Source organism: Streptomyces sp. NPDC093984 (genome assembly GCF_044764595.1).
Lineage (GTDB): Bacteria > Actinomycetota > Actinomycetes > Streptomycetales > Streptomycetaceae > Streptomyces > Streptomyces cynarae.
This window is the reverse complement of sequence record NZ_JBIWIM010000013.1, coordinates 28,924-42,120: the sequence shown is the minus strand read 5'-3', so window position 1 is coordinate 42,120 and position 13,197 is coordinate 28,924. Positions and strand designations below refer to the sequence as shown.

Genomic DNA, 13,197 nt, shown 5'->3' with positions numbered 1-13,197 from the left:
AATTCTCGCGCGCTCCGCGTGACGTGCGCCTTTGCGATCCGGTGGAAATAGGAGGTTTGTCAGCATTCCGGTTGAAGTCAGCGGTTTATGGCTACTCGCGTTGTTCGGAGCGGGTGTCAGGCCGCAGGGAGCGGGTGATGCGCTGTGGCACTGCCGGGACGGCGACTGCTGCGGTCCGTCGTGTCCTCCGCCACCGCCTCGTTGTGGGACGGCACACGCAAACGGGTACGCCGGTTCGAGGGGCGTCTCCACATCGCCGTACGCGGCCTGAGCCACGGCGAGCTGTCCCGCGCCTCGGCGGCGACGCTGGCCGGGGAGGTGGAGCGGCGGCTCACCGGGCTGCCGGGCGTGACCTGGGCCGTGGTGAACACCGTGCTGGGGCATGCCGTCGTCGGCACGGACGACTCCTTCGACCTCGAGGAACTGGTGCCGGCCCTGATCGACGCGGTAGAGGAGGTGGAGGAGGCCCACGGACTCGAGCACCCACTGCCCGACCATCCGGCCTCCGGCCGGACGACCCGGCGAGCGGCCCTGGCCGTGGCCGTGCAGGTGGCGGCCGCCCCCTTGGCCGCCGCGACGGGCCTGGCCCGCCGGGCGCCGCTCCCGTCGGCGCTCACGGCTCTCATCCCGCTCGTCGACGTCCACCCGAGGCTTCGGGCGGTGGTGAACCGGGCGATCGGCACCGACAACGCCAATCTGCTGCTGCCCCTGCTGGCGGCGGTGGGGCATGCGGGCTCCGGCGGTGTGGTCGGGGTCGTCGTGGACACCGTCCGGCACACCCTGCGGGTGCTGGAGGCGAACGCGGAAGCCGCCGCCTGGACCGCGGCCGAGCCGCGCCTGGCCGGCAGTCCCGCCGCCGGATCCCATGGCCCGATGCACGACCCACCGCCACGCGAGACACCGCTGCGGCCGGGGCCGGTCGAGCGCTACGCCGACCAGGCCTTCCTGGTGGCGGCGGCGTCGTTCACCGGATCCCTGCTGGTCACCCGGCGCCCGGCCAGGGCCGCCGGAGGTGCGCTCGCCGCGATCCCCAAGGCACCGCTGCTGGCCCGCGAAGGCTTCGCCTGTGCCCTCGGCCGCGGCCTGGCCCGCAGAGGCGTGCTCGTGGCGGACTCCGGCGCGCTGCGCCGGCTGGACCGCATCGACACCGTGCTCCTCGACACCGGCGTTCTGGCCACCGGGTCCCATGTGCTGGCCGATCTCGTGCCCCTCGACGACGACGCGCCCGTGGGCGACCTCGCCGCGCGGGCCCACCGGCTTTTCGACGGCTCCGCGCCCGAGAAGCCGGCCCGTGACGGCGAATGGGCCCTGAGCCCGGTCGAGCAGCTGTCCCTGCAGGGGCGCACCGGAGCGCGCGAGCGGGATCGGCTGCACCGCGGCGGGGCACGGCTCGTGCTGGGACTGGCACACGAGCGGCGGCTGCTCGCCGTGATCAGCGCGGTGCCGCAGATGCACGACGCCGCCGGCGCCTTCGTCCCCGCGGCGCATGCCGCCAGGCTGCGCGTCGTGGCCGCCGGGGCGCACACGGCCGACCCGGCCGTACGCGAGGCCGACGCGGTGCGCCCGGCGGGCGAACGACTGGTGGACTGCGTACGGGACCTCCAGCGGGACGGAGAAGGGGTGCTGCTGATCTCCCGGGACCGGGCGGCCCTGAGCGCGGCCGATGTCGGGGTCGGTGTCGCCGGCCCGGACGGGACTCCGCCCTGGGGCGCGCATCTCTACGTGGACGCCGATCCGGCGGCGGCCGTCGTCATCGTGCGGGCCTGCCGCGGTGCCCGCGACAGTGCGCGGCGCGGGGTCCGGATCGCCGAGGCGGCCGCCGCCGTCGGCGCGACGGCGGCGCTGGCCGGGCGGTCGGGGCGGACCGCTGCGCGCGGCGTGACGGCGTTCAACGTGGGGGGCGCCGTCGCCACCTGCACCGGAGTCTGGTCGGCCGTACGACTGCTGCGGCGCCCTTCCCCGGTGACCGCCGCGTCCCGTGGCCCCTGGCACGCGATGGACCCGGGCACCGTGCTCGAGCGGACCGGGAGCGCCGAGGCCGGGCTGACGGACGAGGAGGCGCAGGCGCGGGGCACCGCACCCGGCGAGCGGGCACCCACGTCGTCGCCCGTGCGGGCGTACCTCACCGAGATGGCCAACCCGCTCACGCCCGTCCTCGGTGCCGGGGCGGCCATGTCGGCGTCGGTGGGCGCCGTCCTCGACGCCGTCGTCATCGTGGCGGTCACCGCCGTGTCCGGGCTCGTCGGCGGGTTCCAGCGCTACCGGACCGACCGGGCGGTGGCCCGGCTGCGCCGCGAGTCGGGCGTGATGGCGCGGGTGCTGCGGGACGAGCGGGAGACCACCGTGCCCGCCCAGCAGCTGGTCGTGGGCGATGTCGTCGTGCTGAGCGCCGGCGATGTCGTGCCCGCGGACGCGCGCCTGCTGGAGGCGCACCACCTGGAGACCGACGAGTCGGCGCTCACCGGCGAGTCGCTGCCGGTGGCCAAGACCGTCGCGCCCGTGCTGGCCTCGGACGTCGCGGAGCGTACGTCGATGGTGTACGAGGGCACCACCGTCGCGGCCGGCCGCTGCCGCGCGGTCGTCGTCGCGACCGGCACGGCGACGGAGGCGAGCCGGGCCGCGGTGATGGGCCGGGGTGCGGCCGCGCCCGCCGTCGGGGTGGAGCGCAGGCTGGCACGGATCACCCGCAGCACACTGCCCGTGGCCCTCGGCTCGGCCGCCGCGGTGATGGTGGCCGGAACGCTGCGCGGGCGCTCGACGCGGGAGACGGTGGGCGCGGGTGTGGGGCTGGCCGTGGCCAGTGTCCCGGAGGGACTGCCGTTCCTGGTGTCGGCGGCCCAACTCGCCTCCGCCCGCAGGCTTTCCGCACGGGGCGCCCTGGTCAGGGATCCCCGTACGATCGAGGCGGCCGGCCGTACCGACGTCCTGTGCTTCGACAAGACCGGAACCCTCACCTACGGACGGATCTCCCTCGTCGCCGTCTCGGCGGACGGCGACAGCCGGCCCCTGGAATCGCTCGGCGACGAGCAACGCGCCGTCCTCGCCGCCGCGTTGCGGGCCACTCCGCACCCGCACGGCGGCGCCGGGTTCGAGCACGCCACCGACGGGGCCGTCACCGCCGGCGCGGAGGAGGCGGGTGTGCGGCGGACGACGGACGTGCCCGGCTGGCGGCGCCTTTCCGGCCTGCCGTTCGAACCGAGCCGCGGCTTCCACGCCACGATGGGCCGGTTCGGGGAACGCCGGATCCTGTCGGTGAAGGGCGCGCCGGAGGAGGTCGTCGAGCGCTGCGCCACCCGTGGCGGCCGACCGCTGGACGAGCGGGAGCGCGCGGACGTGCTCGCCGCCGGCGAGAAGCTGGCGGCCGAGGGCCATCGCATCCTCGCGGTCGCGGAGCTGCGGGACGCGGTCGGCGAGGAGCTGAGGGACGAGACGGTGCGGGGGCTGGACTTCGTCGGGTTCCTCGCCTTCGCCGACCGGGTGCGCGGCACCGCCGCCGAGGCGGTGCGCCACCTGGTGGACGCCGGGGTGCACATCGTGATGATCACCGGGGACCACCCGGGCACGGCCGGTGCGATGGCCGCCGAACTGGGCGTCCTGGACGGCAGGCGGGTGGTGACCGGCACCGAACTCGACAGCCTGGACGACCGGGCGCTCGACGCCCTGCTGCCCGATGTCGGGGTCGTCGCGCGTGGTACCCCCGTGCACAAGGTGCGTGTGGTGCAGGCGTTCCAGCGACTGGGACGCACCGTCGCGATGACCGGGGACGGCGCCAACGACGCGCCCGCGATCCGGCTCGCGGACGTCGGCATCGCGTTCGGGACGCGCGCCACGCCGGCGGCGCGCGCGGCGGCCGACCTCGTGGTCACGGACGACCGGCTGGAGACGGTGCTCGCCGCGCTGGTGGAGGGCCGCGCCATGTGGGCGTCCGTGCGGCAGGCGCTGGCGATCCTGGTCGGCGGCAACCTGGGCGAGATCGCCTTCACCCTCCTCGGCGCGGCCGCCACCGGGACCTCTCCCCTGACAGCCCGTCAACTTCTGCTGGTGAACCTGTTCACGGACCTGGCTCCGGCCATGGCGGTCGCCCTGCGCCCGCCGCGCCCCGAGGCCGCCGAGCGGATGCTGCACGAGGGACCGGAGGTCTCCCTGGGCACGGCCCTGACCGAGGAGACCGTGTGCCGGGCCGTCGCCACCGCCCTCGGCGCCACCGCCGCCTGGATCGTCGCCCGGTTCACGGGCCGCGCGGCGCGTGCCCGTACGGTCGCCCTCGTCGCGCTGGTGGGCACACAGCTCGGGCAGACGCTGCTGGCCGGCGGCCGGAGCGGGGCGATCGTCGGCTCCTCCCTCGGCTCGCTGGCGGCACTGGCGGCCGTGGTGCAGACACCCGTGCTCAGCCAGTTCTTCGGCTGCACGCCGCTCGGCCCGCTCGCCTGGGGCATCGCCCTGTCCACCGCGGCGGCGGCGACGGTGAGTTCGCTGTTCCTGCCGCCGCTGATCGGCCGGATCCGGAGCGCGCTTCCGCTGCCGCTGCCGGCCGCCGCCAGGGCATAGACGGTAGCCGACTGAACACCTTCCGGAACGTCAAAACACTTTCGTGAACGACAAGATGAAAATCACACCGACGTCTCGGACATTTCGCGGCTCAATCTTCACGCGAGGCACACAAGTTGGCTAGGTTGTCCGGCAGGCCGCACGACTCCCTCCGGCGAACGTCGCCGGGTCGCACGGCCTCCGCCGAGGGCACGGGCCACAGGGCACGCCTTCCGGAGCCTCCAGCCCGAACCCTCCCCCAGCGCCCCGAACGGCCTGGGGGCGCTGCACGGCCGACCCGGCAGGCGGAGCACGGAAGGAGTACGTCCCCATGGCGCAGCGCGACTCCGAGGGGCCGAGCCGCGACGAGGTCCAGCGGCGGATCCAGAGCCTCTACGACCGGGCCGAGACCGCCACCGGGAACTTCAACGCGACCCGCGCGATGTCGACGGGGACCCGCAGGCGCACCGACCCTGTCCTCGGCAGGCAGCCCAGGCGCAGCGATCCAGCGCTCGACGACGTCGCCCGGGAGTGGTTCGACGCGGTGCGCGCGAAGCTGGGTCCGATCGTCCCGGCGGTGCTGCCGGCGGACAGGATGCCGGACGGGGCGGCCGGGGACCGGTCCGTGATCCCGGCTGGGCGGCCGGGGAACGAACTGCCCGCCCTCGAGCGGGCGAACGCGGACCGGCCGGTGCGGGAGTTGACCGCCGGGCCGGCTTCCGGGTCGGACCGGCCGGTCCGGGAGTTGACCGCCGGGCCGGTGGCGGAGCTGACGGGCGGTCCCATGGCCATGCTGCCTGCCGCGCCGGCGTCGCGGCAGGAGACGCCGCGGGCCCTTCCGGGGGCTCCCGCCGAGCCGGGGCGGTCCACGCCGACCACCGCCAAGGAGCGGAGCCGGCGCAAGCTCGCCGCGGCCCGGGAGTTGCTGGACCGGCATGCGGCGCAGCAGGGCCGGGTGGGCGGCACCTGGGGCACGCCGGAAGCGCTCGGTGACAGCGGGCAGGCGTGGCAGCGGGGGCGGACGGCCGGTGTCGCCGCGGTCCTGCCGGGTATGTCCCCGGCCGCGGACCTCGCCCTCACCGCCGTTCCTTCTGCCATGGGCCCGTCGCCCATCGCGCCGACCCTGGACACGTCGAGGGGGCTCGCCGTGCCGGTGCCCCCGGCCACCACACCGGGCCCAGCCACCTCGACGGCATTCGCCGTGCCGGCGCCGACGGCCACCGAGCCCGGCCCAGCCGCCACGACCGCCTTCGCCACGTCGGCACCGCCGGCCACCGCGCCCGTCGCGACCGCCTCCATGCCACTCACCGGTCCGGACACGTTCGCGCCCACGGCCGCCCTCGCCGCCCCGGCGCCCGTCGCCCCCGCGCTGGACTCCTCGACCGCCTTCGCCACGTCGGCGCCCCCCGTCACCGCGCCCCACCCGACCGCCTCCATGCCACTCACCGGTCCGGACACCTTCGCCGACACAGCCACTCCCGCCGCCCCGGCGCCCGACGCCCCCTCTCTTCCGGTCGCCGGCGCCTTCCTCGGCGTGCCCGACACGGGGTACGGCATCAAGGCCGCGAAGGCGCTCGCCTTCGCCCGGGCGCAGATCGGCAAACCGTGTGTGTGGGGTGCCACCGGGCCCGACTCCTACGACGCCTCGGGCCTGACCCAGGCCGCCTGGAAGGCCGCCGGGGTCGTGCTCCCCCGCTCCGCACCCGATCAGGCGGCCATGGGCACGCCCGTTTCCCTCACCACTCTCCAGCCGGGGGACCTGGTCTTCTTCCATGACGGCGCCGGCCATGTCGGCATCTGCGCCGGCAACGGCATGATGATCCACGCGCCGGGCCCGGGAGCCTACATCCGTGAGGAGTCCCTCCACTACGCCGGCCGGTCGGCGATCCACGGTGCGGTACGGCCCGCCTGAGGCCGGGGCGCCCCGACCTCAGTGTGCCCGGCGTCGCCGTCGCCAGGTCTCGTAGTGGTCCAGCAGCGTCTCCTCGATCGGGCGGTAGGCGATACCCAGTTCGCGCACGCTCCTGGAGTTGTCCACGCGGAAGCGGATGCCTAGGTGCTTGCGGACGTAGTCCTGGGTCAGGCCGAAGGCCGGGCCCAGGATGTGTACCGGCCAGTGCGGCAGCGCGGTACGGGGCAGGCGCAGGTCGCGGGGGTACCGGGTGCGGATGATGCGGGACATCTCGTGGAAGGACGTCATCGTCTCGGCGGCGACGACGTACCGGCCCTTCGCCGCGGGGTGCTCCGCGGCGGCGATGTGCGCGTCGGCCACGTCGCGGACGTCGGCCGTGGTGAAACTGAAGTCGGGGGCGCCGTAGAAGAAATAGCCCTTGAACAGCTCGTCGAGCAGGAACAGGCTGCCGGATTCCGAGGCGGGGGTCAGTGACGGGCCGAGGATCAGCCCTGGGTTGACGGACACCATGCGCCAGCGGCTCTGGGCCGCCTCCGCCGCCCAGGCCTCGCGTTCGGCGAGCGTCTTCGCGTAGTGGTAGGGATTGTTCTCCACCGTGCTGGTCGTGTTGACGTACTTCTCGGACAGTGTCCGGTCGTCCATGGCCAGTACGTCGATGTAGTCGCCGAAGATCGCGCCCACGGTGGACGTGAGGACCAGCCTCTCGACGGTCGCGGCCCGCTCCACGCTCGCCAGCACGTTGCGGGTGCCGTCCACGGCCGGTTCGACCATGTCCCGGTGGCCGTCCTTGATCTTCTCCGGCATACGGAACGGCGAGGCGACGTGGAAGACCACACGGCAGCCGCTCATCGCCTCGTCGAAGGAGCCCTGCCGGAGCAGGTCCGCCTCGAAGAGGGTCAGCCGGCCGGGGAACTCCTGCTGGAGCCTGCGCAGCGGCAGCACCTTGGCCGAGTGCGCGGCGCTGCGTACCGTGGCGTGCACCTGGTAGTCGCGCTCCAGCAGCCGTCGTACCAGATGGCTTCCGACGAATCCGCTGCCGCCGGTCACCACAGCGGTCCTCGCCCCGTCCGCGCTCACGCTGTCACCTCTCGACGCCTGCCCTGACGCATCGGACGGCGGAACGATACGCGCAGCCCGGCGCATCCACGAGACCCTGCGCCGACGTGCGGCGGGGCGCTCGGCGTAGGAGCGTTAAGGGTGTGCGAAGCGTGCGTGCCGTGCCTGGGCGCCGGGAGGCGGACGGCCGGAGCTGGCTGCGCGGGGCGCCGCCCCCGCGGTCGGTGCGGGTGCTGCCGCTGGTGCTGCTGGTCTTCGTGTGCGTCGCCACGCTCGCCTCCCCGAAGCCCGTGGACATCGGCTTCCTGCTCGGCGCCATTCCGCCGCTCGCCGTGCTGTCCTACGGGCCGCTGACGACCGCCGTGCTCGGCGCGCTGGTCATCGCCCTTCAGCACATCCGGGTCTTCCATCTGGACCACCCCGGCAACACCGACCTGCTCACCATCAGCTTCGTGGCGCTGCTGAGCGTGTTCGTGTCGTATGTGCGCAGCCGCCGTGACGCCCAACTCGACCTCGAACGCACCGTCGCCGAGGCCGCACAGCGCGCCGTCGCGCCCCCGCTGCCGCCGCGGGTCGGACCGGTCCGCTGCACCGGGCTGTACCGGGCCGCACAGCGCGGGACGCTCGTCGGCGGCGACTTCTACGACGTGCGCGCGGGGCGCGCCGGGATACGGGCGGTGATGGGCGATGTGCAGGGCCACGGCCTGTCGGCCGTGGCGACGGTCGCGTCACTGCTCGGCGCGTTCCGGGAGGCCGTCCTCGACCAGCCCGACCTGCCGTCGGTCGCCGCGTGCCTCGACCGCAGGCTCCTGGTGGACTCCGGGGACGCCCGGCTCGGTGAGCTGTTCGCGACGGTGGTGCTGCTCGAGTTCGCCCCCGACGCCCGTACGGTACGGATCATCGTCTGCGGCAGTCCGGCGCCGGTTCTGCTCCAGGACGGCAAGGCGACGGAGGTACAGGTCACACCGGGAACACCGCTCGGGCTCGGCCTGCCCCAGGGGGGCGGGTACGACGAGACCACCTGTCCGCTGCAGCGGGGGGACCGGCTGTTCCTGGCCTCCGACGGCATCTGGGAGGCCAGGGACTCCACCGGCGCGTTCTATCCGCTGATCGACCGGCTGCCCCGCCTCGCCGACGACGACCCCGTGGTCACGACCGAGCGCGTGTGGACCGATCTCGTGGAACACTGCGGCAGCGTCCGGGACGATGTGACGATGCTCCTGCTGACCCCGGAGCCGAAGCCATAAGTCCGCCTTATGAGGTCATAGAGCAGACCCGCGTACCAAGTTAGGATTGCCTTAGCTTAAGGTTCCCGACGAGCCGTCCATCCCCGCTCGAAGGGAACCTGATCATGCCCCGCCCCCTGCGGGTAGCCATCGTCGGAGCCGGTCCCGCCGGCATCTACGCCGCCGACGCCCTGCTGAAGTCCGAGGTGGCCGCCGAACCCGGTGTGTCCATCGACCTCTTCGAGCGGATGCCCGCCCCGTTCGGCCTCATCCGGTACGGCGTCGCCCCCGACCACCCGCGCATCAAGGGCATCGTCACGGCCCTGCACCAGGTGCTCGACAAGCCGCAGATCCGCCTGTTCGGCAACGTCGCGTACCCGTCCGACATCAGCCTGGACGACCTGCGCGCCTTCTACGACGCCGTGATCTTCTCCACCGGCGCCATGGCCGACCGGCCCCTGGACATACCGGGCATCGACCTCGACGGCTCCTACGGGGCGGCGGACTTCGTCTCCTGGTACGACGGGCACCCGGACGTGCCGCGGACCTGGCCGCTGACGGCGGAGAAGGTCGCCGTGCTGGGCGTCGGCAACGTCGCACTGGACGTGGCCCGCATTCTGGCCAAGACGGCGGACGAGCTGCTGTCCACCGAGATCCCGCCGAACGTGTACGACGGGCTCAAGGCCAACCCGGCCCGCGAGATCCACGTCTTCGGCCGCCGAGGCCCGGCCCAGGCCAAGTTCAGCCCCATGGAGCTGCGCGAGCTGGACCACTCCCCCTCCATCGAGGTCGTCGTCGACCCCGAGGACATCGACTACGACGAGGGCTCGATCGCGACCCGGCGGGGCAACAAGCAGGCCGACATGGTCGCCAAGACGCTGGAGAACTGGGCCATCCGCGACGTCGGTGACCGGCCGCACAAGCTGTTCCTGCACTTCTTCGAGTCCCCGACCGAGATCCTCGGCGAGGACGGCCGGGTGGTCGGCCTGCGCACCGAGCGCACGGCTCTGGACGGCACCGGCAACGTCAAGGGGACCGGCACGTTCCGGGACTGGGACGTCACCGCCGTCTACCGTGCCGTGGGCTACCTCTCCGACCCCCTGCCGAAGCTGCCGTGGGACGTCGAGTCGGGCACGGTCCCCGACGAGGGCGGGCGGGTCGTCGAGGACAGCGGCACGCATCTGCAGTCGACGTACGTCACCGGCTGGATCCGCCGCGGCCCCGTGGGCCTCATCGGCCACACCAAGGGTGACGCCAACGAGACGGTGGCCAACCTGCTGGACGACCACGCGAACGGACGTCTGCACACGCCGGCTTCGCCCGCGCCCGAGGCCGTGGACGCGTTCCTCGCCGAGCGCAACGTCCGTTTCACCACCTGGGAGGGCTGGTACCGCCTGGACGCCGCGGAGAAGGCGCTCGGTGAACCCCAGGGCCGGGAACGCGTGAAGATCGTCGAGCGGGAGGACATGCTCCGCGAGAGCGGCGCATAGACGCGCGCACCGACGGCGGAAGCGGCCCGGCATCCGGCCGGAGCAGTCCCGCGCGACAGCCGGGCGCGCTCGTACGAGGGTGGAGGGCATGATCGAGGCCCATTCCCTCACCAAACGCTTCGGCGAGCGCACCGCCGTCGACGACCTGAGCTTCACCGTGCGGCCCGGCGTCGTGACCGGGTTCCTCGGGCCGAACGGCGCCGGCAAGTCCACGACCATGCGGATGCTGCTGGGGCTGGACGCGCCCACCTCCGGCCGGGCCGTGGTCAACGGCAGGAACTACGCCGATCACCGGGCGCCCCTCCACGAGGTGGGGGCCATGCTGGAGGCGCGCTCGGTGCACACCGGGCGCAGCGCCTACCACCACTTGCTGGCGCTCGCCGCGACCCACGGGATCTCCCGGCGCCGGGTCGAGGAGGTGATCGACCTGGTGGGGCTGCGCGCGGTGGCACGGAAACGGGTCGGCAGCTTCTCCCTGGGCATGGGCCAGCGGCTGGGCATCGCCGGGGCGCTGCTCGGCGACCCGGCGACGGTGATCCTCGACGAGCCGGTCAACGGCCTCGATCCGGAGGGGATCCGGTGGATCCGAGATCTGCTCAAGGCGCTCGCCGCCGAGGGCCGTACGGTCCTCGTCTCCTCACATCTGATGTCGGAGATGGCGCTCACGGCCGAGCATCTGATCGTGATCGGGCGGGGACGGCTGATCGCGGACACGTCGGTCGCGGAGTTCGTCGCACGGGCCGCCGGTGAGGTGGTGCGGGTCCGCACCGAGGAGGTGGAGCGGCTGCACGGTCTGCTGGCCGGCCCGGACGTGTCCGTCACGGCGGAGGAACCGGGCGTGCTGACGGTGACCGGGCTCGGCAGTGAGCGGATCGGGCGGATCGCGGCCGAGCACGGTATCGCGCTGGCCGAACTCACGCCGCAGCAGGCCTCGTTGGAGGAGGCCTTCATGCAACTGACCCGGGACGCCGTGGAGTACCAGACACCGGCGGCGCACCTGGTGGGCGCGGAAGGACGTGCGGCATGACGACGGCATCGGTGATCCCCGCCGCGGAGCGGGGCGAGGTCACCCAGCTGCGGGTGATCCGCTCGGAGTGGATCAAGCTGCGGTCGCTGCGGTCCACCCTGTTCACGCTCCTCTTGGCCGTCGTCGCGATGGTCGGACTCGGCTGTGTGTTCAGCTACTTCACCGCCCACCGCTGGGACGAGCTGCCGCCGCAGGAGCGGCTCGCCTTCGATCCGACGCTGGTCAGTCTGCGCGGCTTCTTCCTGGCCCAGCTGGCCGTCGGCGTGCTGGGGGTTCTGGTGATGAGCGGGGAGTACGCGACGGGCATGATCCGCGCCTCGCTGGCCGCGGTGCCGCGCCGCCTTCCGGTGCTGTGGGCGAAGGCCCTGGTGTACGCGGTGGTGGCGTGGGTGCTGATGACGGGCGCCGCACTGGCCGCGTTCCTGCTGGGTCAGGCCGCGCTGTCCGGACGTCACCTGGGAACCTCGCTGAGCGCTCCCGGAGTGCTGCGCGCGGTCCTCGGCGCGGGTCTGTATCTGACGGTCGTGGGTCTGATCGGGGTGGCGCTCGGCGCGCTGATCCGCAACACGGCGGGCGGGATCGCCACTCTCTTCGCCGTCCTGCTGGTGCTTCCCGTGCTCGCCCAGGCGCTGCCGTCGTCCTGGCTCGACGCGATCAACCCGTATCTGCCGAGCACGGCGGGCCAGGGCCTCGTCCACGTCCAGCAGCAGCCGCACACCCTGGCGCCGTGGGCCGGGTTCACGGTGTTCTGCCTGTACGCGCTGGCGACGCTGGCCGGGGCGGCGGTGAGGCTCCGGCGCCGCGACGCCTGACGCGAGGTACCCGGGTCGCCCTCACCGGCTCGTTCACGTGCGCGCAACGATCACCTGCGAGAATCGGACACAGCACCGGCGTACGGCAGACATGCCACTGACCCTGGAGGAAGCCCTGTGCCGCCGACCTCGCAACCGCTGCGGAAGCTGGGCTTCCTGACCATCGGCCTGTTCGACGAGGCGGATCCGGGCCGCGGGCACGAGGCGACGCTGGAGATCATCGAGCTGGGTGAGCGGCTGGGGTTCGACAGCGCGTGGGTGCGGCACCGGCATCTGCAGTACGGCATATCCTCGCCCGTCGCCGTGCTGGCGGCGGCCTCCCAGCGCACGAGCAGGATCGAGCTGGGCACCGCGGTCATCCCGCTCGGCTGGGAGAACCCGCTGCGCCTCGCCGAGGACCTGGCGACCGTCGACATCCTCTCCGGGGGCCGGCTGAACCCCGGTGTCAGCGTCGGCCCGCCGATGCACTACGAGCAGGTGAAGCAGGCGCTCTACCCGGACACCGCCGACGTCGAGGACTTCAGCTACGAACGGGTGCAGCGGCTGCTGGACTTCGTCCGCGGCAAGCCCGCCACGGACTTCAGCGGTGTCGAGGCCTTCGAAGTGTTCTCCGACCGCGTGCAGCCCCACTCCCCCGGCCTCGGCAGGCGCCTGTGGTACGGCGGCGGGAGCCTGCGCTCGGCCCAGTGGGCGGGCGAGCACGGGATGAACCTGCTCACCTCCAGCGTCGTCAAGGCGGAGGAGTCGGAGGACTTCGCCCAGGTCCAGCTCTCCCACATCCGCACGTTCCGCGCGCACCATCCGGACGGTGAGCGTGCCCGCGTCTCACAGGGGCTGGTGGTCGTACCCACCGACAGCGCCACGGCGGAGCAGCGCGCCAAGTACGAGGCGTACGCGGCGAAGCGGCTGCCGCGCACGGCGACGCCGCAGGGCCCGGCGCGGATGATGTTCGCGCCGGACCTCGTGGGACCGTCCGACCGGATAGCCGAACAGCTCTATGCTCACGCCGCTTTTCGCGAGGTGGACGAGGTCGCCTTCGCGCTGCCGTTCACCTTCGAGCACGAGGACTACGTGCAGATCCTCACCGACATGGCGACGCGTCTTGGGCCCGCGCTGGGCTGGCGGCCCGCCGGCTGACCACCCGGTG

The 13,197-nt window shown here is 73.3% G+C and carries 8 protein-coding genes; 7 read left to right on the top strand and 1 reads right to left on the bottom strand.

Annotated features, from left to right (window positions below):
• The first annotated feature begins 144 nt into the window (after window positions 1-144).
• Together ACIRC0_RS33005 and ACIRC0_RS33000 are read left to right on the top strand one after the other, a co-directional pair.
• On the top strand, window positions 145-4,548 hold the full coding sequence (locus ACIRC0_RS33005) for an HAD-IC family P-type ATPase (RefSeq protein ID WP_403623652.1): 4,404 nt from the start codon (window positions 145-147) through the stop codon (window positions 4,546-4,548).
• A gap of 310 nt (window positions 4,549-4,858) precedes the next feature.
• Window positions 4,859-6,439 carry an NlpC/P60 family protein gene (locus ACIRC0_RS33000; RefSeq protein ID WP_403623649.1) on the top strand — a complete coding sequence of 527 codons (1,581 nt, stop codon included), beginning with the start codon at window positions 4,859-4,861 and terminating at the stop codon, window positions 6,437-6,439.
• An 18-nt stretch (window positions 6,440-6,457) separates the two neighbouring features.
• Here ACIRC0_RS33000 and ACIRC0_RS32995 read toward each other — a convergent pair whose 3' ends face one another.
• On the bottom strand, window positions 6,458-7,516 hold the full coding sequence (locus tag ACIRC0_RS32995) for an NAD-dependent epimerase/dehydratase family protein (RefSeq protein WP_403623646.1): 1,059 nt from the start codon (window positions 7,514-7,516) through the stop codon (window positions 6,458-6,460).
• 122 nt (window positions 7,517-7,638) lie between these two features.
• Between ACIRC0_RS32995 and ACIRC0_RS32990 the strand changes: the two genes are divergently transcribed.
• The 5 genes from ACIRC0_RS32990 (at window position 7,639) to ACIRC0_RS32970 (ending at window position 13,187) form a co-directional block, all read left to right on the top strand.
• Window positions 7,639-8,742: a PP2C family protein-serine/threonine phosphatase gene (locus tag ACIRC0_RS32990; RefSeq protein WP_403623643.1), complete on the top strand. Its 1,104-nt coding sequence runs from the start codon at window positions 7,639-7,641 to the stop codon at window positions 8,740-8,742.
• Window positions 8,743-8,846: 104 nt separating this feature from the next.
• Entirely contained in the window at window positions 8,847-10,211 is a 1,365-nt protein-coding gene (locus tag ACIRC0_RS32985; RefSeq protein ID WP_403623641.1) for an FAD-dependent oxidoreductase, read from the top strand.
• An 88-nt stretch (window positions 10,212-10,299) separates the two neighbouring features.
• Window positions 10,300-11,238, top strand: coding sequence for an ABC transporter ATP-binding protein (locus ACIRC0_RS32980; RefSeq protein ID WP_403623638.1), 939 nt, complete (start codon window positions 10,300-10,302; stop codon window positions 11,236-11,238).
• Entirely contained in the window at window positions 11,235-12,050 is an 816-nt protein-coding gene (locus ACIRC0_RS32975; RefSeq protein WP_403623636.1) for an ABC transporter permease, read from the top strand. The genes ACIRC0_RS32980 and ACIRC0_RS32975 overlap by 4 nt, the downstream gene beginning before the upstream one ends.
• A gap of 117 nt (window positions 12,051-12,167) precedes the next feature.
• Entirely contained in the window at window positions 12,168-13,187 is a 1,020-nt protein-coding gene (locus tag ACIRC0_RS32970; RefSeq protein ID WP_403623633.1) for an LLM class flavin-dependent oxidoreductase, read from the top strand.
• Window positions 13,188-13,197 lie beyond the last annotated feature (10 nt).